The 25,990-nt window shown below is 73.9% G+C and carries 22 protein-coding genes; 14 read left to right on the top strand and 8 right to left on the bottom strand.

Going from position 1 to position 25,990, the window contains the following annotated elements:
• Window positions 1–22: 22 nt before the first annotated feature.
• The 3 genes from KPF22_RS13850 to KPF22_RS13860 form a co-directional block, all read right to left on the bottom strand.
• On the bottom strand, window positions 23–3,508 hold the full coding sequence (locus KPF22_RS13850; protein WP_224402282.1) for a transglycosylase domain-containing protein: 3,486 nt from the start codon (window positions 3,506–3,508) through the stop codon (window positions 23–25).
• Between the two features lie 383 nt (window positions 3,509–3,891).
• Complete coding sequence (locus KPF22_RS13855) at window positions 3,892–4,263, bottom strand: nuclear transport factor 2 family protein (protein ID WP_224402283.1); 372 nt, start codon at window positions 4,261–4,263, stop codon at window positions 3,892–3,894.
• A gap of 29 nt (window positions 4,264–4,292) precedes the next feature.
• Window positions 4,293–5,300: an LLM class flavin-dependent oxidoreductase gene (locus tag KPF22_RS13860; RefSeq protein WP_224402284.1), complete on the bottom strand. Its 1,008-nt coding sequence runs from the start codon at window positions 5,298–5,300 to the stop codon at window positions 4,293–4,295.
• A 113-nt stretch (window positions 5,301–5,413) separates the two neighbouring features.
• Here KPF22_RS13860 and thrS point away from each other — a divergent pair, with 113 nt between their 5' ends.
• The 8 genes from thrS to KPF22_RS13900 all read left to right on the top strand — a co-directional run bounded on the left by thrS (window position 5,414) and on the right by KPF22_RS13900 (window position 14,408).
• Complete coding sequence (gene thrS / locus KPF22_RS13865; protein WP_208823637.1) at window positions 5,414–7,468, top strand: threonine--tRNA ligase; 2,055 nt, start codon at window positions 5,414–5,416, stop codon at window positions 7,466–7,468.
• A gap of 9 nt (window positions 7,469–7,477) precedes the next feature.
• Complete coding sequence (locus tag KPF22_RS13870) at window positions 7,478–8,035, top strand: HIT domain-containing protein (protein ID WP_208823639.1); 558 nt, start codon at window positions 7,478–7,480, stop codon at window positions 8,033–8,035.
• 94 nt (window positions 8,036–8,129) lie between these two features.
• A complete protein-coding gene (pgsA, locus tag KPF22_RS13875) occupies window positions 8,130–8,744 on the top strand; it encodes a phosphatidylinositol phosphate synthase (protein WP_208823641.1) in 615 nt (204 codons plus the stop codon).
• Window positions 8,737–9,627, top strand: coding sequence for a phosphatidylinositol mannoside acyltransferase (locus KPF22_RS13880; RefSeq protein ID WP_224402285.1), 891 nt, complete (start codon window positions 8,737–8,739; stop codon window positions 9,625–9,627). The genes pgsA and KPF22_RS13880 overlap by 8 nt, the downstream gene beginning before the upstream one ends.
• Window positions 9,624–10,748 carry a glycosyltransferase family 4 protein gene (locus KPF22_RS13885; RefSeq protein ID WP_208823643.1) on the top strand — a complete coding sequence of 375 codons (1,125 nt, stop codon included), beginning with the start codon at window positions 9,624–9,626 and terminating at the stop codon, window positions 10,746–10,748. The genes KPF22_RS13880 and KPF22_RS13885 overlap by 4 nt, the downstream gene beginning before the upstream one ends.
• On the top strand, window positions 10,745–11,332 hold the full coding sequence (locus KPF22_RS13890) for an NUDIX hydrolase (protein WP_224402286.1): 588 nt from the start codon (window positions 10,745–10,747) through the stop codon (window positions 11,330–11,332). The genes KPF22_RS13885 and KPF22_RS13890 overlap by 4 nt, the downstream gene beginning before the upstream one ends.
• A gap of 16 nt (window positions 11,333–11,348) precedes the next feature.
• Window positions 11,349–12,266: a pyridoxal 5'-phosphate synthase lyase subunit PdxS gene (gene pdxS / locus KPF22_RS13895; RefSeq protein WP_073574636.1), complete on the top strand. Its 918-nt coding sequence runs from the start codon at window positions 11,349–11,351 to the stop codon at window positions 12,264–12,266.
• A gap of 339 nt (window positions 12,267–12,605) precedes the next feature.
• On the top strand, window positions 12,606–14,408 hold the full coding sequence (locus tag KPF22_RS13900) for a glycoside hydrolase family 16 protein (RefSeq protein ID WP_224402287.1): 1,803 nt from the start codon (window positions 12,606–12,608) through the stop codon (window positions 14,406–14,408).
• Here the strand turns inward: KPF22_RS13900 and KPF22_RS13905 are convergent, their stop codons facing one another.
• Window positions 14,409–14,969 (bottom strand): helix-turn-helix domain-containing protein, encoded by a 561-nt coding sequence (locus KPF22_RS13905; RefSeq protein ID WP_224402288.1) that lies wholly within the window; start codon window positions 14,967–14,969, stop codon window positions 14,409–14,411.
• Between the two features lie 54 nt (window positions 14,970–15,023).
• On the opposite strand from KPF22_RS13905, the gene KPF22_RS13910 reads away from it, so the two are divergent.
• From KPF22_RS13910 to KPF22_RS13920, 3 genes are read left to right on the top strand one after another with little or no spacing between them, the layout of a single operon-like run.
• On the top strand, window positions 15,024–15,701 hold the full coding sequence (locus KPF22_RS13910; RefSeq protein ID WP_208823651.1) for an AzlC family ABC transporter permease: 678 nt from the start codon (window positions 15,024–15,026) through the stop codon (window positions 15,699–15,701).
• Entirely contained in the window at window positions 15,698–16,006 is a 309-nt protein-coding gene (locus KPF22_RS13915) for an AzlD domain-containing protein (RefSeq protein ID WP_062395725.1), read from the top strand. Before KPF22_RS13910 ends, KPF22_RS13915 begins: the two co-directional genes overlap by 4 nt.
• Before the next feature lie 53 nt (window positions 16,007–16,059).
• Window positions 16,060–17,523 (top strand): DUF2867 domain-containing protein, encoded by a 1,464-nt coding sequence (locus tag KPF22_RS13920; protein ID WP_224402289.1) that lies wholly within the window; start codon window positions 16,060–16,062, stop codon window positions 17,521–17,523.
• 79 nt (window positions 17,524–17,602) lie between these two features.
• On the opposite strand, the gene KPF22_RS13925 is transcribed toward KPF22_RS13920, so the two are convergent.
• From KPF22_RS13925 to KPF22_RS13940, 4 genes are read right to left on the bottom strand one after another with little or no spacing between them, the layout of a single operon-like run.
• Window positions 17,603–18,841 (bottom strand): ABC transporter ATP-binding protein, encoded by a 1,239-nt coding sequence (locus KPF22_RS13925; RefSeq protein WP_062395723.1) that lies wholly within the window; start codon window positions 18,839–18,841, stop codon window positions 17,603–17,605.
• A gap of 33 nt (window positions 18,842–18,874) precedes the next feature.
• The gene (locus tag KPF22_RS13930) at window positions 18,875–19,708 is read right to left on the bottom strand and encodes a carbohydrate ABC transporter permease (protein WP_224402290.1); all 834 of its coding nucleotides are present in this window, start codon (window positions 19,706–19,708) and stop codon (window positions 18,875–18,877) included.
• Window positions 19,708–20,667: a carbohydrate ABC transporter permease gene (locus tag KPF22_RS13935; protein ID WP_062395722.1), complete on the bottom strand. Its 960-nt coding sequence runs from the start codon at window positions 20,665–20,667 to the stop codon at window positions 19,708–19,710. The genes KPF22_RS13930 and KPF22_RS13935 overlap by 1 nt, the downstream gene beginning before the upstream one ends.
• Window positions 20,664–21,959: an extracellular solute-binding protein gene (locus tag KPF22_RS13940; RefSeq protein WP_224402291.1), complete on the bottom strand. Its 1,296-nt coding sequence runs from the start codon at window positions 21,957–21,959 to the stop codon at window positions 20,664–20,666. The genes KPF22_RS13935 and KPF22_RS13940 overlap by 4 nt, the downstream gene beginning before the upstream one ends.
• Before the next feature lie 227 nt (window positions 21,960–22,186).
• Here KPF22_RS13940 and KPF22_RS13945 point away from each other — a divergent pair, with 227 nt between their 5' ends.
• The 3 genes from KPF22_RS13945 (at window position 22,187) to KPF22_RS13955 (ending at window position 25,955) form a co-directional block, all read left to right on the top strand.
• Window positions 22,187–23,212, top strand: coding sequence for a LacI family DNA-binding transcriptional regulator (locus tag KPF22_RS13945; RefSeq protein ID WP_208823657.1), 1,026 nt, complete (start codon window positions 22,187–22,189; stop codon window positions 23,210–23,212).
• Complete coding sequence (locus tag KPF22_RS13950; RefSeq protein WP_208823660.1) at window positions 23,213–24,487, top strand: DUF4032 domain-containing protein; 1,275 nt, start codon at window positions 23,213–23,215, stop codon at window positions 24,485–24,487. It begins immediately after the preceding gene.
• A 61-nt stretch (window positions 24,488–24,548) separates the two neighbouring features.
• On the top strand, window positions 24,549–25,955 hold the full coding sequence (locus KPF22_RS13955) for an NAD-dependent malic enzyme (protein ID WP_208823662.1): 1,407 nt from the start codon (window positions 24,549–24,551) through the stop codon (window positions 25,953–25,955).
• Window positions 25,956–25,990 lie beyond the last annotated feature (35 nt).

Genomic DNA, 25,990 nt, shown 5'->3' on the forward strand with positions numbered 1-25,990 from the left:
GCCGCGGCGCGAACGGGGCGGATCAGCCGACGGTCGGGTCGGCGGCGCGGCCCGCGTCGGCGCCCGGCTGCGTGTCGTCCTGCTGGGCGGGCACCGGGTCGCCGGTCGTCTCCGGGACACCGGTCGGCTCGACCGGGGCCGGGGGATCGGTGGGGGCGACCGGGTCCGCGCTCGGCTCCGGCGTGGGCTCGGCCGACGACGTGCTCGTCGGCGTCGGCGGGGCGGTCGGCTCGTTGGGCGCCAGGGTGGAGGGCGACTCGCCGATCGGCCTGAACGCCGGGAACTCGGCCGTGCCGGTGGTGCGCACGGTGTCGGACATGAACGCCTTCCACACCGATCCGGGCAGGTCGGCGCCGTTGATCGGGCGGCCCGCGGAGTCCTGGATGGGGTCGTTGCGGTCGGTCCCGACCCACACGGCCGTCGCGATCCCGGGGGTGAAGCCGGCGAACCAGGCGTCGTTGTTCTGGCCCTCGAAGCGGGACTGGACGGTGCCGGTCTTGCCGGCGGCCTCCTGCCCGTCGGGCAGCTGCAGCCCGTCGTTGTCGACGACGTTCATCATCGCCTCGGCGACGTTGCGCGCCACCTGCTCGGGGAAGCGCTGCTCGCCCTCGCCCGGCTGGTACTCGTAGAGCACCCGCCCGTCGGAGTCGACGACCTTGGACACCATGTGCGGGGCGTGCCACACACCCCCCGCGGCGATGGTGGCGTAGGCCGACGCCAGCTGGACCGGCGTGACCTCCTTGTTGCCCAGCGGGAGCCGCGCGTCGGGGTTCTCCAGCGGCGCGGTGATCCCGGCGAGGCGCGCGGCGTCGGCGACCTTCTGCGGCCCGACCTGCGCGGCGAGCTTGGTGAAGACGACGTTGTTGGAGATCGTCATCGCCTGCTTGAGGTCGCAGCGCGGGCAGTTGGCGCCCTCGGCGTTGCGCAGCCCCGGCCGCTCGGACCCGTCGAAGGTCGTGCCCAGGCCGATCGGCGGGTCGTTCAGGAGTCCGGCGAGCACGGCGAACGGCTTGAACGTCGACCCGGGCTGCTTCATGACCTGGGCGTAGTCCAGGCCGGTGCCGTTCGGCCCGCCGTAGTAGCCGAGGATTCCGCCGGTACGCGGGTCGATCGCGACCGCGCCGGTGCGCAGCAGCTCCGGCTCGCCGCGCAGCTTCTGCTCGACCGAGTCGGTGAGCTGCTGCTGGCGCTGCGGGTCGATCGTCGTCGTCACCTGGAGGCCGCCCTGGGCGAACGCCTGCTCGGAGATGCCCAGTGAGCCCAGCTCGGAGCGGACCGCGTTGAGGATGTGGCCGCGGGCGTCGGTCAGCGACGACGAGCGCGAGGTGTTCTCCGGCGCGATGGTCTGCGGGAACACGGCGGCCTGCCGGTCGGCCTGGGAGATCCAGCCCTGGGCGGCCATGCCGTCGAGGACGAAGTTCCAGCGCTGCTTCGCCCGGTCCGGGGAGTTCGCCGGGTCCCAGTTGGACGGCGACTGGATGATCCCGGCGAGCAGTGCGCCCTCGCTGGGGGTCAGCTGGGCCGCGGGCTTGCCGTAGTAGGCGAGGCTGGCGGACTCGATGCCGTAGGCGCCGCGGCCGAAGTAGATGGCGTTGAGGTAGTCGTTGAGGATCTCGTCCTTGGACTTCTGCCCGGAGACCTTCAGCGAGACGATCAGTTCCTTGTACTTCCGCCAGTACGTCGCGTCGTTGCCGACCAGGGTGTTCTTGACGTACTGCTGGGTGATCGTCGACCCGCCGCCGACGCCGCCGGTCAGCTGGTTGACCATGGCCCGCAGGATGCCGGTGAAGTCGAAGCCCGGGTTCGAGTAGAACGACCGGTCCTCGGCCGCCAGCACGGCCTCGCGCACGGGCACCGGGATGGCGTCCATCCCGACCTTGATCCGGTTGCCCTGCTCGGGCACGAGGCGGGCGAGCTGGCCGCCGTCGGCGTAGGAGACAGTGGCGATCTGGTTCTGCACCGCGTCGTCGGTGCTGGGGATCGGGAACAGCAGCCAGCCGAGCCCGAGCAGCAGCAGCGGCAGCAGCACGATCGACGCGGCCGTCCCGACCAGCGAGTACACGACCTGCCGGCGACGCCGGGTCCGCCGCTCCTCGGGGGTGAGCGCGGCCTTCTGGTCGGCGTCGAGGATGCCGAGGCGGCGGCGCACGACACCCACCCCCGGCCCGACGAGTGCGATGACCCGGTCGAACGGCCCGTCGGGCTCGGCGCGGCGACGGCGGCGCGGGCCGGGGGCCGCGGCGTCGACGAACTCGGTGTCCGCACCGTCGCCGGGGGCGGTGACCAGGGCGGTGGGCGCGCCGTCGTCGCTGCGCGGGGCGGTGGCGGGCACGAGCCCGGTCGGGGCCTCGGCGGCGGGGGCGAGCGCGGTCGCGGCGTCGCCGGGTCCGGGACGGCGGCGGCGCCCGCCGTCGCGTGCGGGCAGGGCGTCGGTCGTGGATTCCGCGCCCTCGTCCGGCTCGGGACGGCGACGGCGGCCGGTGCGGGTGGCCGCGCCGGTGCCGTCCGGGGCCGCCGTTCCCGGGAGCGGAGCCGAGGGCGCGGCGACGGCCGTGGTGGCCGCACCGGTGGCCCCGGTGGAGGCCGCCGGGGTGGCGGCGGAGGCCGGCCCGGGCCGGGCGGCACCGGTCGGAGGTACGGCGGGCCGGGGGACCGGCGGCAGCGACGGGTGCTGCCCGGGGCGGGGCGCGGCGCCCTGCGGAGCGGGGCCCGAAGTGCCCGGAGCCGCCGGGGCGGGGCGGGGACCGGCCGGTGCCGGGCCGGGCGCGGCGGGGCGCGGTGCGGGCGGGAACGACGGTGCGGGCCCCGACCGGCCGGGCGCGCCGGCGCCGGGGCGCCGCTGCGGGCCGGTGGTGTGCCGGGGCTCGGCCGGGGCGGACGGACCCGCGGGGGTCGCGCCGGTGGCGCCGGGCCGCGGGGTGCTGCCGGGCTCGCGGGGCACGGTGCCGCCGCGCACGCGCAGCCCGACCTTCGTGGCGCCCCCGGAGCCGTTGACGCCGGAGCCGTTGCCCGCGGAGCCGTTGCCCGCGGAGCCGTTGCCCGCGGAGCCGTTGCCGCCCGAGCCGTTCGCAGGGGTGCCGTTCGCCGGGGTGCTCCTCGCGGGGGCGCCGTTCGCGGGAGCGCTGTGTGCGGGGTCGCCGTCCGCCGGGGCCCCGGTACCGGGGGCGGCGGTCGCGGGAGCGGCCTCGCCGGCCCGCCGGGAGCGCCGACGGCCGGTGTCGCCGTCCTCCCCGGTGTCGCGTGCCCCGTCCGGGCCGGAACGCCCGGTCGCCCGGACGACGTCGGCGAAGGAACGGGCCTCCGGCTCGGCGGACCGCGCGCGCCGTCCACCGGCGGGGGCGCCGTGCCGGGCCGGGGCGCCGGAGTCGGCGCGGGCGACCTGGTCGCTGCCGTGCCGGCCGGTCGGGCGCTCCTCGGTGTCGACCGCACGACCGGAACCGGACCATCGGTGGGGGTCGGACTCGGGGGAGCGGCGCGACCGCGGCGGAGGGGGCGGGCCTGCGGGCAACCGGCTCTCCCTTCTGGTCGACGGCCGGCGGAGCCGGACGGTGGCGTGGTCTCACCCGGTCAACGAGTTCGCTGTGTCAACGAGGGACCGGAGGGCGGCGTTGTGCCCACCTGATCGACGTCACTCGAATGTCGGCACGTCAGCGGGGTGATGGCGCGCTCCGTGACCGGATCGCCCGGTCATGGTGCGGCATGCGGACCATCGTGCCCGCGGCCGAAGGGATGCACAGGCGACACGATCACTGCGTCGAGCAACGGCCGGTTGCGTGCGACGACGCGCGGGCGGCCCAGCGCCGGACGGCCGGACGGCCGCATCCGGCGGGACGACCGGCCGTCGTCGATCGCCGGGCGGCGGCAACCCCGGCACCGACCTGCGACGACGGGTCAGGACAGCAGCGGGCCCATGCGGTCGCGCAGCGCGACCGCGGCCGACAGCGGCCGCACGAGCACGGTGAGCTCGCGGATCCGGCCCTCCTCGTCGGTGCGCAGGACGTCGACGCCCTGCACCTCGCGCTCCCCGACGGTCGCGGCGAACTCGAGGACGTGCCCGTCGTCGCCGGAGTACTCGGCGACGTAGTGGAACCCGCCGAAGACGGTGAACACCGCGCCCAGGATGGGGCGCAACGCGTCCCGGCCCCGGTAGGGGCGGTGGACGACGGGCGAGCGGAACTCGACGTCGTCGCGGCAGAGGGCGACGGCCGCGTCGAGGTCTCCGGCCTCGATCGCGGCCCGGAAGCGGGCGGCGGCGTCGTTCACGCCGGCGATCATGCCCCACCCGTCCCGGGTCAGGCGGCCGCGGCCGCCGGACGCAGGCCGACGGCGCCGGCCAGCAGCTCGTAGGAGCGCAGCCGGTCCTCGCCGCGGAAGGTCGAGGTCGTCACCATCAGCTCGTCCACCCCGGTCCGGGCCACGAGCTCCTCGACCCCGGCCCGCACGGTCTCCGGCGAGCCGATGACCTGGTCGGCGTGGCGCTGCTCGACGAACGCCCGGGCCGCGTCGGTCCAGTCGAAGGCCGCGACCTCCTCGGGGCCGGGCAGCGGGCGCGGATCGCCGAGGCGCAGGTGCAGGAACTGCAGCGCCGAGGGCAGCGCCAGTTCGCGGGCGTGCTCGTCGGTGTCGGCGCAGGTCACGGCGGCGGCGATCATCGAGTACGGCTGCGCCAGCATCGTCGAGGGCCGGAAGTGCTCGCGGTAGAGCTCCAGCGCGGGCAGCGTGTTCGCGGCCGAGAAGTGGTGGGCGAAGGCGAACGGCAGCCCGAGCCTCCCGGCGACCTCCGCCGAGTAGCCCGACGAGCCGAGCAGCCACATGGTCGGAGCGTTCCCCGCGGCCGGTACGGCGAGCACACCGGCGTCGCCGCGGAAGTAGGCCGCGAGCTCGACGAGCTGGTCGGGGAAGTCGTCCGGGGCGTGCAGCCGGTCGGTCCCGGTCCCGCGCAGCGCGGCGGCGGTCCGGGGGTCGGTGCCCGGGGCACGCCCGATGCCGAGGTCGATCCGGCCGGGGTGCAGTGCCTCGAGGGTGCCGAACTGCTCCGCGACGACGAGCGGGCGGTGGTTGGGCAGCATCACCCCGCCCGAGCCGACGGTGATCCGCGTGGTCGCCCCGGCCAGGTGCGCGATCAGCACCGGCGGGGAGGAGCTGGCGATCCCGGGCATGCCGTGGTGCTCGGCGACCCAGTAGCGGGTGAAGCCCAGCTCCTCGGCCCGTCGCACCAGGCGGGTGCTGTGCGCCAGTGCGTCGGTGGCCGACGAGCCGTCGGCCACGGGGACCAGGTCGAGCACGGAGAGGGGGACCACGACGGCTGCAACACCCGTACCCGGCGGGTGTCTTCCCTGCGGTCGAAACCGGGTCGCGGCCCCCGACTAGCATCGGAGGTCCATCCGTTCGCAGCACCGCAGGAGGCACCCCCGTGTCCGCACCGTCCGTCCCGCCCGCGTCCGCCCCGATCCGGGTGCCGGCCGGGACGACCGCCGGCGCGCGTGTCCGGGAGGGCGGGCTGCCGACCAGCGGTCCCGAGGCGATCGTCGTCGTGCGTGACGCCGAGGGCGCCCTGCGCGACCTGGCCTGGGCCCCCGAGGCCGACGCGGAGGTCGTGCCGGTCCCGGCGAACACCGACGAGGGGCGCAGCGTCATCCGGCACTCGGCGGCGCACGTGCTCGCCCAGGCCGTCCAGCAGCTGTTCCCGAAGGCCAAGCTGGGCATCGGCCCGCCGGTCACCGACGGCTTCTACTACGACTTCGACGTCGACACCCCCTTCACGCCCGAGGATCTGAAGAAGATCGAGTCGGCGATGAAGAAGATCGTGAAGGCGGGGCAGCGCTTCGAGCGCCGTCGCTACGCCTCGCGGGACGAGGCCCGCGCCGAGCTGGCCGACCAGCCGTACAAGCTGGAGCTGATCGACCTGAAGGGCGGCGCGGACGACGGCGAGGTCATGGAGGTCGACTCCTCCGGCGAGCTCACCGTCTACGACAACGTGCACGCCCACACCGGCGCCGTCGTCTGGTCGGACCTGTGCCGTGGCCCGCACCTGCCGACCACCAAGTTCATCCCGGCGTTCTCGCTGACCCGCTCGGCCGCCGCGTACTGGCGGGGCGACCAGCGCAACGCCCAGCTCCAGCGGATCTACGGCACCGCGTGGGAGTCGCAGGAGGCGCACGACGCCCACCTGGAGCGCATCGCCGAGGCCGAGCGGCGCGACCACCGCCGCCTGGGCAGCGAGCTGGACCTGTTCAGCTTCCCCGACGAGATCGGGTCGGGCCTGCCGGTCTTCCACCCCAAGGGCGGCGTCGTCCGCAAGGAGCTGGAGGACCTGTCCCGCGAGCGGCACGCCGCGGCCGGGTACGAGTTCGTCTACACCCCGCACGCCACCAAGGGCGCGCTGTTCGAGAAGTCCGGGCACCTGGAGTGGTACGCCGAGGGCATGTACCCGCCCATGCAGCTCGACGCGGAGTACACGGCCGACGGCGAGCTGAAGCGGCCGGCCGTCGACTACTACCTCAAGCCGATGAACTGCCCGATGCACAACCTGATCTTCGCCTCGCGCGGGCGGTCCTACCGCGAGCTGCCGCTGCGGCTGTTCGAGTTCGGCACCGTCTACCGCTACGAGAAGTCGGGCGTGGTGCACGGCCTCACCCGCGCCCGCGGCTTCACCCAGGACGACGCGCACATCTACTGCACCCGCGAGCAGATGCAGGGCGAGATCCGCAGCCTGCTGCAGTTCGTGCTGGACCTGCTGCGCGACTACGGCCTCGACGACTTCTACCTGGAGCTGTCCACCCGCAACCCGGAGAAGTCGATTGGGTCCGACGAGTCGTGGAGCGAGGCCACCCAGGCGCTGCGCGACGCCGCGGAGAGCTTCGGGCTGGAGCTGCGCGACGACCCGGGCGGCGCCGCGTTCTACGCCCCGAAGATCTCGGTGCAGGCCCGCGACGCGATCGGCCGCTACTGGCAGATGTCCACCATCCAGGTCGACCTGATGCTGCCGGACCGCTTCGAGCTGGAGTACACCTCCTCCGACGGTTCCCGGCAGCGTCCGGTCATGATCCACCGCGCACTGTTCGGCTCGATCGAGCGCTTCTTCGGCGTGCTCACCGAGCACTACGCCGGCGCCTTCCCGGCGTGGCTGGCCCCCGTCCAGGTGGTGGGGATCCCGGTCACCGAGGCCCAGGACGACTACGTCCGCGACATCGCCGCCCGGCTGCGCGCCGCGGGCATCCGGATCGACGTCGACTCCGGCGACGACCGGATGCAGAAGAAGATCCGCACCCACACGCTGCAGAAGGTGCCGTTCCTGCTGCTCGTCGGCGGGCGCGACGTCGAGGCGGGCGCGGTCAGCTTCCGCTTCCGTGACGGCTCGCAGACCAACGCGGTGCCGGTCGAGCAGGCGGTCACCTCGATCATCGAGTGGGTGCGGTCGCGCACGAACACCTCGCCGACCGCGGAGAGCTTCGGGGTCGGCGCCTAGGATCGGCGCATGGAGCAGGAGTGGGTCCCGCAGGAGGGGACCGGGACGCCCGACGGCTTCGCCCGGCTGTGGACCCCGCACCGGCTCGCCTACATCCAGGGCGCCGGTGACACCGGCTGCCCGTTCTGCCGGATCGCCCGGGGGGACACCCTGGGCGACTCGACGGACCCGGACGCGGACAACCTCGTCGTCGCGCGGGGCGACGAGGTGTTCGCGCTGCTGAATTTGCACCCGTACAACCCGGGGCACCTGATGGTGCTGCCCTACCGGCACGTCGCGGACCTGGAGGGGCTCACCGACTCCGAGGCCGGCGAGCTGATGGCGTTCACCCGGCAGGCCGTCGTGACCATGAAGAAGGTCGCGGCGCCGCACGCGTTCAACGTGGGCCTGAACCTGGGCCACGTCGCGGGCGGGTCGCTGGCGGAGCACCTGCACCAGCACGTCGTCCCGCGGTGGGGCGGGGACGCGAACTTCATCGCCGTCGTCGGGCAGACGAAGGTGATCCCGCAGCTGCTCGCCGAGACCCGTGACCAGCTGGCGCGGGCGTGGGAACCGCCACGTCGCTGACTCCGGCCGCGCCGACGGCGGGCGGACCCGGTGTCGGACTACGCTGGCAGCGTCCCCCACCGCCGCCGTCCTGCACGGGAGCATGCAGCCGCCGATGCTGAACCTGTTCGCCCGCGCGCACGTCAACCGGCTCACCGACCCCGTCGGGCGGGCCCTGATCGACCGCGGTGTCAGCCCGGACACCGTGACCGTGCTCGGCACCGTCGGGGCCGTGGCCTGCTCGCTGGCGTTCCTGCCGACCGGCCGGCTGGCCCTCGGCGCGGTGCTGGTCACCCTGTTCGTGCTGACCGACCTGATCGACGGCGCGATGGCCCGCGCCCGCGGGCACGGCACCCCGTTCGGGGCGGTGCTCGACTCGACCTGCGACCGGATCGTCGACGGCGCCCTGTTCGCCGGGCTCGCCTGGTGGGCGCTGACCGGCGGGGCCGAGCCCCTGGCGGGTGCCGCCGCGCTGGTGGCCCTGGTCGGCGGCCAGATCGTGTCCTACGTCAAGGCCCGCGCCGAGTCCGTCGGGCTCACCGCCGAGGGCGGCCTCGTCGAACGCGCCGAACGGCTCATCCTCGGCCTGGTCGGGGCGTTCCTGTCCGGCATCGGGGTGCCGTGGGCGCTGACCGTCACCCTCGTCGTGCTGGCGATCGGGACGGCGGTGACCCTCGGCCAGCGGATCCTGGCGGTACGGCACAGCTCCCGCGAGGCACCGCGTGCCTGACCTGCGGACGCGCACCACCGCTGCGCTGAGCGCCGCCGGGTACGCGGCGGGCTGGCGGGTCGCGGGGCGGCTCCCGGCCGGCGTCGCCGCACGGGTGTCCGACGCCGGCGCCGCGCTCGCGGTCCGCCGCGACGGCCCCGGGGTACGGCGGCTGCGGCACAACCTGCGCCGGGCCCGTCCCGACGCGACCCCCGCCGAGCTCGACGCACTGGTCGCCGCCGGGATGCGCAGCTACGCCCGCTACTGGCGCGAGGCGTTCGCACTGCCCGGCCTCGACCCCGCCGCGGTGCACGCCGCGATGCACCCGCACGCCCACGGCGTCGCCGGAGCGCTGGCGTCCACCCGGTCCGGGCGCGGGGTCGTGTTCGCCCTCCCGCACGCCGGCAACTGGGACCTCGCCGGGCTCTACCTGCTGCGCGAGCTCGACCGGCTCGGGCTCGAACCGGCGCTGACCACCGTCGTGCAGCGGCTGCGCCCCGAGCCGTTGTTCCGCCGGTTCCTCGCCTACCGGCGCGCGCTCGGGTTCGAGGTCGTGACCGCCGACGACCCCCGCGCCGCGCACCGCGCGCTGACCGGGCGGCTGCGCCGCGGCGGGGTCGTCTGCCTGGTCGCCGACCGCGACCTGACCGGCACCGGGACCGGCGTGACGTTCCTCGGTGGGCCCGCCCGGCTGCCGTCCGGCCCTGCGCGGCTCGCCCGGCTCACCGGCGCCGCGCTCCACCCGGCCTACCCCTACTTCACCGACGACGCCTGGGGCGTCGAGGTCGGCGCGCCCGTCCCGCCCGGTCCTGGTGCCGTCCAGCACCTCGCCGACGCGTTCGGCGACATGATCGCCCGCCGCCCGTGGGACTGGCACATGCTCCAGCCGGTCGGCGCGGGATGAGGATCGGGATCGTCTGCCCGTACTCCCTCGACGTCGCCGGGGGAGTGCAGCGCCATGTCCTGGACCTGGCCGCCGCGCTGCGCGCGCTCGGGCACACGGTCGAGGTGCTGGCCCCGACGACCGGCACCGCGCCCGAGTTCGTCACCCCGGCCGGGCGGGCCGTCGGCGTCCCCTACAACGGCTCCGTCGCCCGCGTCGCGTTCGGCCCGCTGACCCGCCACCGCACCCGGCGCTGGCTCGCCGCGCACGACTTCGACGTGCTGCACGTCCACGAGCCCACGACCCCGTCGGTGTCGGCGCTCGCGCTGCTCGACGCCCGCGGGCCGGTCGTCGCGACCTTCCACACCTCCACCGAGCGGTCCCGGGTCCTCGCCGCGTTCGGACCCGTGGCGCGCCCCCTGCTGGAGCGGGTGACGGCGCGGATCGCGGTGTCGGCGACCGCCCGCCGGGTCCAGGTCGAGCACCTGGGCGGGGACGCCACCGAGATCCCCAACGGCGTCGACGTCGCCCGGTTCGCGCACGGGCCGGCACTGGACCTGCCGCCCGCGGTGCGGGTCGGCTACGTCGGCCGCTTCGACGAGCCCCGCAAGGGCATGCCGGTGCTGCTGGCCGCGCTGCGCCGGGTCGTCGCCGAGCGCCCGGACGTGCGGCTGCTCGTCGTCGGCCGCGGCGACGGCGACCGGCTGCGGCGCGCCGCGGGACCGGGCCTGGCGGGCCGGATCGACCTGCTCGGCCCGGTCGACGAGGCGACCAAGGCCGCCGCGCTGCGCTCGGTCGCGGTGTTCTGCGCACCGCACCGTGGCGGGGAGAGCTTCGGGATGGTGCTGACCGAGGCGATGGCCGCGGGCGCCCCGGTGCTGGCCGCGGATCTCGAGTCCTTCCGTGCCGTGCTCGACGACGGCCGCGCCGGTGCACTGTTCCCACCCGGCGACGACGCCGCCCTGGCCGCCGCGCTCACCCGCCTGCTCGACGACGGGACCGCCCGCGCCCGGCTCGCCGCCGCCGGGCGGGAGCGGGCGCAGCGCTACGACTGGCCGGTCGTGGCCTCCGACGTGCTGCGCGTGTACCGGGCCGCGATCGCCGGCGCGCCACGGCCGCTCGTGCGCGGGGGCGCGCGGTGAGTGCGACTGTCGTCGCCGGGGGAGTGGTCTTCGCGACGCTGCTGGTGGCGGCTCTCACCCTGTGGTGCGTGACACGGGTCCGGCGCCTGCACCGGCTGCACGTGCGGGTCGACGCCGCCCGGGCCGGGCTCGCCGCGGCGCTGGATTCCCGGGCCCGGGTCGCGCTCGCCGTCGCCGACGCCCTCGGTCCCGACGCACCGCCGGACCTGCGCCGGGCCGCCGTCGCCGCGCGGGCACTGCCCGCTCCGGCCCCGGACGGCCGGGACCCGGCCGGGAGCCGCGCCGCCCGCGAGGCCGCGGAGAACGCCCTGACCAGGCAGCTCGCCGTCGTCGGGCGGGGACCGGGCCGGCCGGGGCCCTGCGACGACCTCGCCGATGCCGAGGCACTGGTCGTGCTGGCCCGCCGGGTGCACAACGACGCCGTCCGCGACACCCGTGCCCTGCGGTCCCGGCGGCTGGTGCGGATGCTGCGGCTGCACGGCACCGCACCGGAGCCGGTGTACTTCGAGATCGCCGATCCGGAACCGCCGCGTTCACCTGCGCGACCTCACGTAGAATCGCCACGCAGTCCGACCGTCATGTGAGGAGCTCCGATCACCCGTGTCCGCAGCTGAGAACACCCCCGACACCGCCGGTCCGCAGCACGGCACCGCGCGGGTGAAGCGCGGGATGGCCGAGATGCTGAAGGGCGGCGTGATCATGGACGTCGTCACCCCGGATCAGGCCAAGATCGCCGAGGACGCCGGCGCCGTCGCCGTCATGGCCCTGGAGCGCGTCCCGGCCGACATCCGTGCCAACGGCGGCGTGGCCCGCATGTCGGACCCGGACATGATCACCGGCATCGTCGAGGCCGTGTCCATCCCGGTCATGGCGAAGGCCCGCATCGGCCACTTCGTCGAGGCCCGGGTCCTGCAGTCCCTCGGCGTCGACTACATCGACGAGTCCGAGGTGCTGACCCCGGCCGACGAGGCCCACCACATCGACAAGTGGAGCTTCACCGCCCCGTTCGTCTGCGGTGCCACCAACCTCGGTGAGGCCCTGCGCCGCATCTCCGAGGGTGCGGCGATGATCCGCTCGAAGGGTGAGGCCGGCACCGGCAACGTCGTCGAGGCCACCCGGCACATGCGCTCGATCCGCGCCGAGATCGGCCGGCTCGCCTCACTCGACGCCGCCGAGCTCTACATCGCGGCCAAGGAGCTGCGCGCCCCGGTCGAGCTGGTCGCCGAGGTGGCCCGCACCGGGAAGCTGCCGGTCGTGCTGTTCACCGCGGGTGGCATCGCGACCCCGGCCGACGCCGCGATGATGATGCAGCTCGGCGCCGAGGGCGTGTTCGTCGGCTCCGGCATCTTCAAGTCCGGCGACCCGGCGCAGCGCGCGTCGGCGATCGTGAAGGCCACGACCTTCCACGACGACCCCGAGATGATCGCCAAGGTCTCCCGCGGTCTCGGCGAGGCCATGGTCGGCATCAACATCGCCGACATCCCCGAGGAGCAGCGCTACGCCGCCCGCGGCTGGTAAGCACCCCCCGCTCCGCCCCGAGAGCCCCGCCCGGCACACCGCCGGACGGGGCTCTCGTCGTTCCCGGCCCCGCTGCCGCGCAGGTTCCGTACGCGCCGCACGGGTCCGGACCCGTGCGGCGGCGCCGGAACCCGTGCGGCGGGGGACGGGACCGGGTGCGGGCCACGGTCCGGTGACCCGATCGGTCCCTCGGACGCGTGGGGTGTCCGTTCCGGCCACGTTCCGCGGTCGCTCGGTGGAGGGGTTGCCCACTCGATGTGGTGACACAGGTGCTCGTGGTGACTCTGTGGCATCTAGCGTTCCGTGGGGATCAGGAGACCACTGTTACGGAGGAGCCTGATGGGACGCTCTGTGAGGGTCGTGGCGATCGCCGCCGCGATGTTGATCAGCTTTCCGGCTGCGGCGTTCGCCGACACCGGGGACGGCCGACCGGGTGCGACGACGACCGCGGACTGCCCCACGGCCGGCACCGCCCCGGGTGGGGGAGCCGGTTCGGGTGGTCCGGCCACCGGTGGTGACGGAAGCGCCGGGTCGGGGAAGCCCGGCGCCTCCGCCGCCCCCGGGGCGGCCGGGCCCGAGGGGGACGGCCCCTCCGGGGGCGGCTCGGGCGACGACCAGGGCTCCTCGAACGACCACGGCTCCTCCGGTGGCGACCACGGCTCCTCGGGCGACGGGTCGGGGAGCGGCGACGGCGGCTCGGGCGGCGACGACTCCGGCTCCGGCGGCGACGGGGGATCGTCGGGATCGGGCGGCTCGGGGGACGACGCGGGGTCCGGTTCGGGTGACGATCGAGGCTCCGGCTCCGGCTCCGGCTCCGGCTCCGGCTCCGGCTCCGGCCAGGGCTCGGGTTCCGGTGGGGACTCCGGCGACACGACATCGGGCGCGGGCGACTCCGGCGCCGGCGACACGACGCGGGACTCCTCCGATGACCGGACGCCGGGCGGCGACCAGGGTTCCGGCGACGATCACGGTTCGGGCGGCGACCAGGGTTCCGGCGACGATCACGGTTCGGGCGGCGACCAGGGCTCGGGCGGCGACCAGGGTTCCGGCGGCGACCAGGGTTCCGGTGACGACCAGGGCGCCGGAGCCGGCACGACCTCCGACCCGGGGTCGGGCGACGACACGACATCGGGCGGGGACGGCGCTCCGAACGGCGACCGCGGTCCGGCCGGCGACCAGGGCGACCGGACCGGCGCCCCGGGGTCACCCGCCGACACGACCTCGGCGAACGCGACCCCGGGCACGGCGCCCGGCGGCGCCGCGACCACCCCGGCCGGCGAACCGGCCCCCGGTGCGACCCCCGCCCCCGTGGACTGCACCGCCGGCGCGGCCCCGGCGGCCCCGTCCTACCCGGGCGCGGCGACCACCGCCGCCGTCGCGCACGGCTGGGGCGAGCCCACCAAGGTCGACGACTTCGACGGCGACGCCCTCACGGGCTGGAGCCCCTACGACGGACCCGGCCACGCCGGCAAGGGGACCCGTTCCCCGTCGGCGATCTCGGTGAAGGACGGCCTGCTCACCATCGACGGCGACGCCGACGGCACCACCGGCGGCATGGCCTGGTCGGACGGCAGCCAGAAGTACGGCCGCTGGGAGGGCCGGGTGCGGGCGCCCGTGTCGGACCCGTCGTACAACGCGTTGCTGCTGCTGTGGCCCACCGCCGAGAACTTCCCGGTCGGCGGTGAGATCGACTTCATGGAGATGACCGACCACACCCGGCAGAGGACCAACCTGTTCCTGCACTACGGCGAGGACAACTCCCAGGTCCAGGGCTCGGTCGACATCGACGCGACCCAGTGGCACAACTGGGCGGTCGAGTGGACGCCGAAGGGTGTGACCGCCTTCGTCGACGGCAAGCAGTGGTGGCACACCGACGACACCTCGGTCCTGCCTCCCGGCCCGATGCACCTGACGATCCAGCTCGACTGGTTCCCCAAGGGCGGCGGTGACGTGAAGCCCTCTCAGATGCAGGTCGACTGGGTCCGCCAGTACGCGCTGCCCGAGTCCGAGAAGGGCGGGGACGGCTCCGGCGACGCGGGCGGCAACGACGAGGGGCTCCTCGACGGACTGCTGCACCGCATCACCGAGGGCGGTCCGGACCGGGAGCCCGGCTCGGCGACCCGCGGTGCGAGCGGCACGTGATCAGCGGTACTCCATGACCATCACCGCGGTCGCGCCCGGGGTGAGCGCGCGGTAGGAGTGCGGGCGGTCGGCCGGGAACGTCAGATGGTCCCCCGGGTCCAGCTCGACCTCCTCGCCCTCCGGCCCGATCACCCACCGGCCCGCCGACACCACCACGTGCTCGACGGTGCCGGGGGAGTGCGCGTCGGCGGCCCGGGGCGGCCCCGGCTCGCAGGTGGCCAGGTGCAGGTCCCGGCGCGCCCCCGGTGGGCACGGGGACAGCAGTGCTCCGGTGTAGGCGGCCTCCTCCGACCGGATCGCGGGACGGTCGGCGAACCGCACCACCCGCACCATCGACGACGGCGGCTCCACCAGTGCGCTGAACGGGACCCCGGCGACGACCGCGATCGCCCAGAGCGTCTCCACGCTCGGGTTCCCGGTCCCCGCCTCCAGCTGCGACAGGGTCGACTTCGCGATGCCCGCCCGGCGGGCGAGCTCGGCCGAGGAGATGCCGAGGCGCTCCCGTTCCCGGCGGATGGCCGCCGCGATCGTCGCGAGCGGCGGCCCAGGCGTTCGATTCATCGGTCTCCTCGTTCGGCTTGACGAACACAGCCGCTGTTGTTCACTGTATCGGGCATGCGTTCGATACAGCGAACGACCCGCGGGGACGTCCGCGACGCCGTCACCATCTCGGTGGCCGTCGCCGTCGTCGGGGTCTCCTTCGGCGCGCTCGCGCCGGCCGCCGGGTTGTCCCCGGCCATGACGATGGCGATGTCGCTGCTCGTGTTCGCGGGCGGCGCCCAGCTGCTCGTCACCGGAGTGCTGGCCGCCGGGGGCGGTGTGTGGGCCGCCGTCGCCGCGGGGCTGGTGCTCAACCTGCGGCACCTGCCGTTCGGCCTGGCCCTGGCCCGTCACCTGGGCGGGGGCTGGGCGCGGCTGCCCGCGGCGCACGTCGTCACCGACGAGTCGACGGCGTTCGTGCTGGCCCGCACCGACGCCCCCGGGCGGGGATGGCGCGCGTTCCGCATCCTCGGCGTCGCGAAGTACCTCTGCTGGCAGCTCGGCACCGCGGCCGGTCTGGTGCTCGGGGCGAGCGTGCCGGACCCGGCCGCGTTCGGGCTCGACGCCGCCTTCCCGGCCGCGCTGCTGGCCATGCTCGTCCCGATGCTGCGCCGGGTCGACGCCCGGCGGGTCGGCGCGGCCGCCGCCACCCTGTCGCTGGCCTGCGCGCCGTTCCTGCCCGCGGGCCTGCCCGTGCTGGCCGGTCTGCTCGGCGTCGGCGCGGCCGGCCGGACCACGGGGGAGCAGCCGTGACCGTCGCCGCGCTGCTCGTCCTCGCCGGCGGGACCTACCTCATGCGGCTGCTGCCGCTGGTCCTGCACGACCGGGTCGCCCTGTCCCCGCGCACCGTGCGCCTGGTCGAGCTGGGCGCGGTCGGGCTGCTCGTCGCGCTCGTCGCGACCGGCACCTGGTTCGAGGGGGCCGGGTTCGCCGGCTGGGCCCGCCCGGCCGGGGTCGCCGTGGCCGCCGGTGCGCTGCTGCTCCGGGTGCCGTTCGTGCTGGTCGTCGTCCTCGCCGCGGCGACGACGGCCGGGCTGCGGCTGGCCGGGATCGCCTGAGCCGGTCGTCACCCCGGCGCGCGCCCCGCGCCGGGGACCGCGAGGATCGACCCATGCACGTGCTCGTCCTCGGCGCCACCGGTTACGTCGGCTCCCGGCTCGTCCCGCGCCTGCTCGACGCCGGCCACGACGTCCGGGTGCTCGCCCGCACCCCGGGCAAGCTGGCCGCGCACCCGTGGGGGGAGGCGGTCGACGCGGTCCGTGGCGACGCCCGGGAACCGGCCGACGTGCGCCGGGCCTGCGAGGGTGTCGACGCCGTCGTCCACCTGGTGCACGCCATGGACGGCCCCGGCTACGCCGACCGCGACCGCACCGCCGCGCACGCGCTGGCCGACGGCGCCGCCGCGGCCGGTGTACGCCGCATCGTCTACCTGGGCGGGCTGCAGCCCGAGGCCGGCACCCGGCGGGTGTCGCAGCACCTGTCCTCGCGCCGCGAGGTCGGGGACATCCTGCTCGCCGGTCCCGTCCCGACCGCCGTGCTGCGGGCCGGGATCGTCGTCGGCACCGGCTCGGCCAGCTTCGAGATGATCCGGCACCTCACCGAGACCGCGATGGGCGGTCCGCTGGTCCTGCCGCTGCCCGACCGCGCCTGGAACCGGATCCAGCCGATCGCCGTCGACGACGTGCTGTACGACCTCGTCGGCTGCCTCGACCTGCCCGGCGGGGTGGACCGGGCGTTCGACGTCGGCGGTCCCGACGTGCACACCTACCGGTCCCTGATGAGCGAGTTCGCCGCCGAGGCAGGACTGCTGCGGCCGTTCCCGGTGCCCGTCCCGCTGTCCGCGCCGCGGCTCACCGCCCGCGCCGTCGCCGCGCTCACCCCGGTCGGCCGCGGGCTGGCCGAGCCGCTGGTCGAGTCCATGCGTCACGAGCTGGTGGCCGACCCCGACGACCTCGCGGCCCTCGACGCGCTCATCGGCACCCCGCCCGGCGGCCGGACCCCGTACCGCACGGCGGTCCGCCGCGCCCTCGACGGCGTCGGCGCGGCCGGGCCGGGGCCCTCCGACCCGCCCGGCACCGGTCCGCTGGAATGGTCGACGACCGACACCCACGACGTCGCCGCTCCCGCCCGCGCCGTCTGGTCGGTGATCGAGACGCTCGGCGGCCCGCACGGCTGGTACACCGTCCCGGGTGTCGCGACGCTGACCGGCCACCTCGACGTCCTCGCCGGTGGGCCCGGTGTCGTCCCGCGCCGGCACGGCGACGGTCCGGCCCGCCTCGTCCCGGGGGAGCCCCTGGACCGCTGGACCGTCGAGACCGTCGAACCGGGGCGGCGGCTGGTGCTGCGCGCCGCGGACCGGCTCCCCGGCGATGCCCGGCTCGAGCTCTCCGTCACCCCGACCGACCGGCTGACCAGCCGCTACACCCAGACCCTGCGGTTCACCCCACGCGGGATGGCCGGGCGGCTGGGTTGGCTGGCGGCCTACCCGTCGCAGCGCTTCGTGTTCGCCGTGATGGCGCGGACCCTCGCCGGGGTCGCCGAGACCCGCTACCGGCGCGACGTCCGCGCCCTCTGACCCCTCCGGAATGCCCCCAGGGGAACTCTCGTAGCGCTCTAAGCCAAGAGAGTTCCCCTGGGGGCGACGGGGCGGCGCCTCAGTCCCGGCTGCGGGCCTGGGCCACCTGCTCGGCGCGGTCCTCGGCCGCGAGCCGGGTCAGCTCGGCTCCGGCCTCGGGGTCGCGGGTGAGGTTCTCGCCCGACTCCGGGTCGAACACGTGGATCTTCCGCGCGTCCAGCCAGAACTCGGCGTCGCGGCCCTCCCGGATCCGGCTGGTCGAGTCGATCGACACGATCGCCTGCGTACGCAGCTGATCGGCGTCGAGCTCACGCGACAGCTCCTTGAGCTTGGTCTCCACCTCGGCCGGGGCCTCGTAGGGGATGTAGGCGTACTGCGAGTCGCCCAGCCACTCGGTCACGTCGACCTTCGCGGTGAAGGTCGACCCGACGTGCTTCTTGGCCTCGTCGACCAGGGAGGCGTCCTCGAAGTACTCCGGCCGGATGCCGACCAGCACCAGCTCGCGCCCGGCGACCTTCTCGGCGCGCGCGGCGTCGAGCTCGATCGGGCCGAACGGCGTCTCCAGCTTGTTCCCGGCCACGGTCGCGGGCAGGAAGTTCATCGGCGGCGACCCGATGAACCCGGCGACGAACAGGTTGACCGGCTGCTCGTAGAGCTCGCGCGGCGAGGCGACCTGCTGGATGACGCCCTTGCGCAGGACACAGACCCGGTCGCCGAGGGTCATCGCCTCGGTCTGGTCGTGCGTCACGTAGACGGTGGTGATACCGAGGCGGCGCTGCAGGCGGGCGATCTCGGTGCGCATCTGCCCGCGCAGCTTCGCGTCCAGGTTGGACAGCGGCTCGTCGAACAGGAACGCGTCGGCGTCACGGACGATGGCACGGCCCATCGCGACCCGCTGGCGCTGACCGCCGGACAGGTTCGCGGGCTTGCGCTGCAGGTGCTCCTGCAGCTCCAGGACCTTCGCCGCGGTGTCGACCTTCTGCTTGATCTCGTCCTCGGGCGCCTTGGCCAGGCGCAGCGGGAACGCGATGTTCTCGAAGACCGACAGGTGCGGGTAGAGCGCGTAGTTCTGGAACACCATCGACAGGTTGCGGTCCCGCGGGGCCTTGTCGTTGACGCGGCTGCCGGCGATGACCATGTCGCCGGAGGTGATGTCCTCCAGACCGACGATCATCCGCAGCAGCGTCGACTTCCCGCAGCCGGACGGGCCGACGAGGATCATGAACTCGCCGTCGGCGATGTCCATGCTCACGTCGTTCACGGCCGGGAAGCCGTCCCCGTACTTCTTGACGATGTTCTTCATCTCGATCGACGCCATGGCCGGTCGGTTCCTCTCTCTGTGTACGGGGTGTCAGCCCTTGACGGCGCCGTTGGTCAGACCGGCGACGATGCGCCGCTGGAACAGCAGGACGAGCACGACGACGGGGATGGTCACGATCACGGCGGCGGCGGCGATCGGGCCGTTGGGCGACTCGAACTGCGAGGCCCCGGAGAACAGGCCCAGCGCGGCCGGGACCGGGCGGGACGCGCCGGTCGAGGTCAGCGAGATGCCGTAGGCGAAGTCGTTCCAGGCGATGAAGAACGCCAGGATCGCGGTGGTGAACACCCCGGGCGTCGCCAGCGGGACGATCACCTTGCGGAACGCCTGCCAGGTGGTGGCGCCGTCTACCTGCGCGGCCTGCTCCATCTCCCACGGGATCTCGCGGAAGAATGCCGACATGGTCCAGATCGACAGCGGCAGGGTCAACGACAGGTAGGGGATGATCAGGCCGGGCCAGGTGTCGTAGAGCCCGATCTGGCGCCACAGGTTGAACAGCGGCGTCACGATCGAGATGACCGGGAAGATCGCCACCGCCAGCGCGGTCGACAGGATCAGCTTCTTGCCCCGGAAGTCGAGCCGGGCGATCGCGTAGGCGGCGAACATCGACAGCACGCACGCCAGGAACGTCGCGATGATGCAGATGCCGAAGGAGTTGCGCAGCGCGGGCAGGAACAGCCCGGCCGCGTCCCCGACGAGGATCTGGGAGTAGTTGCTCCACGACACCGAGGTCGGCAGGAACTGCTTGTTGGCGATGTCGTCGCTCGACTTCAGCGACAGCGACACGATCCAGCCCACCGGGAACAGGGCGTAGACGACGATCGCGATGCCGGCGACGATCCAGAGGACTCTCTCGCGGGTGGACATCACTTCTCCCCTCGGGCCTGGGACAGGTCGACCTTGAACCCCTTGATGAACCCGATGCAGATGATCACGACGGACAGGAACAGCAGCACCGACACCGCGGAGCCGAGCCCGATCTCGACGCGGGCGATGGTCTGGCGGTAGGCCAGGAACGACACCGTCTCGGTGCTGTTCGCCCCGGCCGTCATCACGAACACCGAGTCGAACACGCGGAACGCGTCCAGGGTCCGGAACAGCAGGGCGACCATGATCGCCGCCTTCATGTTCGGGAGGGTGACCTTCCACATCCGCTGCCACCAGGTCGCGCCGTCGACGCGGGCGGCCTCCTGCAGCACGTCGGGCACCTGGGCCAGACCCGCGAGCAGCAGCAGCGAGATGAACGGGGTGGTCTTCCAGATCTCGGCCAGGCAGATCACAAACAGCGACGAGCCGGTCGAGCCGAACCAGTCGGTGTCGGCCGAGATCCCGGGCAGCCAGCCGAACCAGGAGTTCACGAAGCCCGAGTCGAGGGAGAACGCGTACTGCCAGGCGAACGCCGACACGACCGTGATGACCGCGTAGGGGATCAGGATCGCGGCACGCAGCACCGGCCGGATCGCCTTGAGCGCGTTCATCATGACCAGCGCGAGCAGGAAGCCCAGGACCAGCTCGACCGCGACGGTGACCACGGTGATGAACACCGTGACGCCGAACGAGGTCCACCAGATCGAGTCGGTGAGGATGACCGCGTAGTTCTTCAGGCCGACGAAGGAGATGTTGTCCGGGTCGGTCAGCCGGTAGTCGAACAGCGAGTAGTAGACGGCCTGGATGATCGGGTAGGCCGTCACCAGCAGCATCACGGCGAACGCCGGGCCCGCGAGGTACCAGCCGAGCTTCTGCTCGGCCCGGCTGCGGTCACTGGCACCGCGCGGGGCCGGGGAGGCCCCGGTCCCGGTCCCGGGCCGCTCGGTCGTCGTGGTCACAGCAGCTCCTCCTTGGCGAGGACCGCCTTGATCAGCGCGGCGGTCGCGGGGCCGACGGTCGGCGGGTCGATGCCCGCGGTCGGGTGGTAGGTGCGCTGGATGGACTCGGATACCTCGCTGTAGTACGCCGTCTGCGGGCGCGGCTTGGCCTGCTGCAGCGACTGCGCGATGACCGGGGCCATCGGGAACTTCTTCATCACGTCCGGGTCGGTGAACACCGAGATCCGGGCGGCCGGGTTGCCGTTGGTGAGGAAGTACTGCTTCTGGTTCTCGGTCGAGGTGATGCACTCGGTGGCCTGGTAGGCCAGGTCGGTGTGCCTGCTGAAGGCGCCGACGCCGAGGTTGATGCCGCCGTAGGGCGGGGCCGAGGGCCTGCCGGCCTCGGTCTGCGGGTAGAGCGCCCAGCCGAAGTCGTCCGGCGTGGACTGGGGGACGGTCCCCTCCTCGACGGCGCTGTTGACCTTGCCCCAGACGAACGGCCAGTTCACCTGGAACATCGCGTCACCGGACTGGAAGGCGTTGGAGTTCTCGTCCTCGGAGTTGGTCGAGAAGCCGGGACCACCGACGGCCGAGACCGCCTTCATGATCTCCGCGGCCTTCGTCGCGGCGGGGGAGTCGAGGCCGAGCTGGACGCCGTCGGGGTTCTGCGGCGAGGCGTTGGTGACGATCTGCCCGCCGCCGCCCTCGACCAGCGCGTTCAGCCAGACGGTCAGCGACTCCGCGCGGATGCCCTGCGCGGCGATGATCGAGTTCTTGGCCTGCGCGGTCTGCACGACCTGGTCCCAGGTGACCGGCTTCGACAGGTCCAGCCCGGTGCCGGCGACCTGCGACTTGCGGTACCAGAGCAGCTGGGTGTTGGCCCAGAACGGCACCGTGACGAGCTCGCCGTTCCAGCTCGCGCCCTCCTTCGCGGAGTTCACGATCCCGGCGGTGGTCCGCTGCGCGACGTCCTCGGGCACCGGGGCCAGGAACTTCGCCTCGGCGAACTCGGGGATGTAGGGCGGGTCGATGGACATGATGTCGATCGAGCTGTCGTTGGCCGCGAGCCGGCGGATCAGCTGCTGACGCTGTTCCGCGGACTGGCGCGGCAGCACCGACACCGCGATCTGGTACTGCCCGTTCGACGCCGCCGAGCAGCGCTGGGCGATCTCCGCCTGCCCGCCGTCGTCGGGGTTGATGTACCAGTTGAGGACCGGCGGGCCCGCGGGTGCGCCTCCGCAGCCCGCCAGCAGGGCGAGGGCGACGGTGGCCGCACCGGCGGCCAGCGTCCTCCTCCACCGTGTGCGACGCATGGTCAACTCCGAACTCCCGTGTCCGATACCGCTGCTGTGTCCCGTCGCTCGTCGGCGACGTTGGAAGCGTTTCCAACCGAGACTGTGGGCCTTTCACCCGGGAGTGTCAAGGCTCACAGCAATCGGCCTGGTCGGCGACGATCCTTACTGATCCACAGGCGATGGTCCAGCGCAGTCGGATAACATCCGCTCTTGCAATCGCTTCCAGCTTTGGGCATACATGTGTCGTGCCCGAACCGGTCAACCTGGCCGACGTGGCCCGGCTGGCCAAGGTCTCACCGGCCACCGCGTCACGCGCGCTCAGCGATCACCCCCACGTCGCCGAGGCCACCCGCGCCCGCGTGTGGGAGGCCGCGCGGGCCCTGGAGTACGTCGTGAGCCCGGACGCCTCCGGGCTCGCGCGGGGCACGACGGGGCGGATCGCCGTCGTCGTCCCGCACCTGTCGCGGTGGTGGTTCGGGGCGGCGCTGGAGGGGCTGTCCGAGGTGGTGCGCGAGGCCGGGCGCGACGTGCTGCTCTACCACCTCGGCGACGCCGCGGCCCGGCGCGCGTTCTTCGCCGAGCTGCCCGCCCGCCGGCGTGCCGACGCCGTCGTGCTGCTGGGGTTCGGCGTCGATGACGCCGAGCGCGCCCGGCTGGAGCGGATCGGCGTCGGCATCGTGTCGGCGGGGACCCGGATCGGCAACCACCCCTCGGTGTCGATCGACGAGTGCGTCGCCGGTCGCCAGGCCGTCGACCACCTGCTCCACCTCGGACACCGGAGGATCGGGATGATCGTCACCACCGACCCGGAGCTCGACCCGGGCCAGCCCGAGGGGCGTGCGGCCGCCTACCGGGCGGCGCTCGCCGACGCCGGTGTGGAACACGACCCCGCCCTGACGGTGAGCGTGCCCTGGAGCCCGGAGGGCGGGGCGCGGGCGATGGGGGAGCTGCTCGGGCTGTCCGACCCGCCGACGGCGGTCTACGCCCACACCGACGAGGTCGCCCTCGGCGCCGTCGGCACGCTGCGCCGGGCCGGGCTCGCGGTGCCCGGCGACGTGTCGGTCATCGGCATCGACGACCACCCGCTGGCCGCGCTGACCGATCTGTCCACCGTGGCCCAGCCGGCGGCCGAGCAGGGTGCCGTCGCGGCCCGGATGGCGCTGGCGACGCTGGCCGGCGAGCCGGTCGAGCCGCTAGCGACCCTGCCGACCCGGCTGGTCATCCGCGGCTCCACCGCCCCACCGGCCCGCGGTGTGCGGGGGGTGTCCTGAATGGACGCGCCGCCGGAGCTGGTGCTGCGGGCCCCCGGTCCCGAGCTGATCGCGTTGCCCTGGAACGAGCCGCTGGAACGGTGGGACGAGATGCGGGTCCCGCTGCGCGACATGGAGGTCGGCCCCAGCCGGCACCTCGTCCGGTTCGTCGAGGCCGACGGCGCACTGTGGGCGCTCAAGGACATGCCGGAGCGGATCGCCCGTCGTGAGTACGACGTGCTGCGGCGCCTCGAGCACCAGTGCCTGCCCGCGGTCCGCCCGGCCGGTCTGGTGAACCAGCCGGCGCACGAGACCGCGATCCTGGTGACCCGGTACCTGAGCGGGTCCTGGCAGTACCGCAGGCTGTTCCTGCGGCTGCCCCCGAACCGGCCGCGGCACCGCGCCCGGCTGTTCGACGCGATGATCTCGCTGCTGGTCGAGCTGCACCGGCACGGCGTGTTCTGGGGCGACTGCTCGCTCAACAACACCCTGTTCACCCGCGACGGGCAGACCCTGCAGGCCTTCCTCGTCGACGCCGAGACCAGCGAGGTGCACCCGGACGGCCTGTCCGACGGCCAGCGCGAGCACGACGTGACGATCCTGGTCGAGAACATCGCCGCCGGGATGATCGACCTCGCGACCTCGCTGGAGCGCCCGCCGGAGATGATCCCGCAGCTCATCGACGAGGCGACCGCCCTGCCCGAGCGCTACCGGGAGCTGTGGGACGCCCTGCACACCTCGCCGGTCTTCGCCTTCGGCGACCGCTACCGCGTCGAGGGCGCCATCCGGGAGCTCAACGACCTGGGCTTCGCCGTCGACGAGGTGTCCCTGCTCCCGGTCGGCGACGGCCGGTCGCGGCTGCACATCGCCGTCGGCGACCGCAACTACCACTCCGAGACGCTGCGCAGGCTGACCGGTGTCGGCGTGGGGGAGGGCCAGGCCCGGATCCTGCTGGGCGACCTCAACGCCCACCGCGACTGGATGCAGCGGCGCACCGGGCACCCGGTGTCGGAGCGCGCGGCCGCCCGCAGCTGGATCGATCACTGCCTCGAGCCCGGATCGGCCCGCGCGCACGCCGCGCTCGGCGGTGCCGGCGATCCGGTGCAGGCGTACTGCGACCTGCTGGAGGTGCGCTGGCTGTTGTCCGAACGGGCCGGCGCCGACGTCGGCAACGAGACCGCGCTGGCCGCACTCGGCGGGCGCGCCCCGACCGACTCGGCGGCGAAGATGGCCGTGGCCGACGCCCCCACCGGGCCGCTGCCGCGGATCCCCGCGGACGACCCCGACGAGCGGTGACGCGCGTCGTCACATCGTTGACGCCACGGTAACCACACTCCCGGCGGTACTGTTCCGGGCCGTGTCCATTCCCGGTCCCGGTTACGCCATCACCGCACGCGTCGACGCCCCCGCCCACCCCACCTCGGCCGGTGACCTCACCGCCGCCGTCGGCCAGGTCGGTGGCGTCGTCACCGCCTTCGACGTCGTCGAGGCGCGCACCGAGAGTCTCGTCGTCGACATCTCGGTCAACGCCCGCAACACCGAGCACGTCGAGGAGATCAAGGCCGCCATCGAGCAGCTCGAGGGCTTCTCGGTCCGCAAGGTCTCGGACCGGACCTTCCTGCTCCACCTCGGCGGCAAGATCGAGGTGCGGTCCAAGGTGAACCTCCGCACCCGTGACGACCTGTCGCGCGCCTACACCCCGGGTGTCGCGCGGGTGTCGATGGCGATCGCGGAGAACCCGTCCGACGCCCGGCGCCTGACGATCAAGCGCAACACCGTCGCCGTCGTCACCGACGGGTCCGCGGTGCTCGGCCTGGGCAACATCGGCGCCGCCGCGGCGATGCCGGTGATGGAGGGCAAGGCGGCGCTGTTCAAGCAGTTCGCAGGAGTCGACGCCTGGCCGGTCTGCCTCGACACCCAGGACACCGAGGAGATCATCCGCACCGTCCAGCTGATCGCCCCCGGCTACGGCGGCATCAACCTGGAGGACATCGCCGCGCCGCGCTGCTTCGAGATCGAGCGCCGGCTGCGCGAGCTGCTCGACATCCCGGTCTTCCACGACGACCAGCACGGCACCGCCGTCGTCGTCCTCGGCGCCCTGCGCAACGCGCTGCGCGTGGTCGGCAAGAAGTTCTCCGACATCCGCGTCGTCGTCTGCGGGGTCGGCGCGGCCGGCTCGGCGATCATCCGGCTGCTCGGCTCGGAGCAGACCGCCGACGTGGTCGCGGTCGACGTGGACGGCATCGTCCACACCGGACGCGAGGGGATGGACGACAACCTCGTCTCGATCGCCGCGCAGACCAACAAGGACGGCAAGCAGGGCACCCTGGCCGATGCGCTCGTCGGGGCCGACGTCTTCATCGGGGTCAGCGCGCCGAACCTGTTCGGCGAGGACGAGCTGCGGACCATGAACGACGACTCGATCGTGTTCGCACTGGCCAACCCGGACCCCGAGGTCGACCCGACGCTGGCGATGAAGCACGCCGCCGTCGTCGCGACCGGCCGGTCGGACTACCCGAACCAGATCAACAACGTGCTCGCGTTCCCCGGTGTGTTCCGCGGGCTGCTCGACGCCCAGGCGCACGACATCACCGACGAGATGATGCTCGCCGCGGCCGAGGCGATCGCCGACGTCGTCGCCGAGCCGAACCCGTCGTTCATCGTGCCGAGCGTGTTCGACCAGAGCGTGGCCCCGGCCGTCGCGGAGGCGCTCCGCACCGCGGCGTCCAAGCAGGCCAGGCGTGGCGAGGTCGAGGCGGGCTGAATCACGCCGACGGTCCGGGTCGGCGCAGGTGGAGC

It is taken from the genome of Pseudonocardia sp. ICBG1034 (assembly GCF_020131375.1).
GTDB lineage: Bacteria > Actinomycetota > Actinomycetes > Mycobacteriales > Pseudonocardiaceae > Pseudonocardia > Pseudonocardia alni.

Coding starts and splice junctions, on each gene's coding strand:
- KPF22_RS13870 (WP_208823639.1), top strand. CDS start 7,478: ATGGAGCAGGAGTGGGTCCCGCAGGAGGGGACCGGGACGCCCGACGGC.
- pgsA (WP_208823641.1), top strand. CDS start 8,130: ATGCTGAACCTGTTCGCCCGCGCGCACGTCAACCGGCTCACCGACCCC.
- KPF22_RS13885 (WP_208823643.1), top strand. CDS start 9,624: ATGAGGATCGGGATCGTCTGCCCGTACTCCCTCGACGTCGCCGGGGGA.
- KPF22_RS13900 (WP_224402287.1), top strand. CDS start 12,606: ATGGGACGCTCTGTGAGGGTCGTGGCGATCGCCGCCGCGATGTTGATC.
- KPF22_RS13905 (WP_224402288.1), bottom strand. CDS start 14,969: ATGAATCGAACGCCTGGGCCGCCGCTCGCGACGATCGCGGCGGCCATC.
- KPF22_RS13910 (WP_208823651.1), top strand. CDS start 15,024: ATGCGTTCGATACAGCGAACGACCCGCGGGGACGTCCGCGACGCCGTC.
- KPF22_RS13920 (WP_224402289.1), top strand. CDS start 16,060: ATGCACGTGCTCGTCCTCGGCGCCACCGGTTACGTCGGCTCCCGGCTC.
- KPF22_RS13925 (WP_062395723.1), bottom strand. CDS start 18,841: ATGGCGTCGATCGAGATGAAGAACATCGTCAAGAAGTACGGGGACGGC.
- KPF22_RS13930 (WP_224402290.1), bottom strand. CDS start 19,708: ATGTCCACCCGCGAGAGAGTCCTCTGGATCGTCGCCGGCATCGCGATC.
- KPF22_RS13940 (WP_224402291.1), bottom strand. CDS start 21,959: ATGCGTCGCACACGGTGGAGGAGGACGCTGGCCGCCGGTGCGGCCACC.
- KPF22_RS13950 (WP_208823660.1), top strand. CDS start 23,213: ATGGACGCGCCGCCGGAGCTGGTGCTGCGGGCCCCCGGTCCCGAGCTG.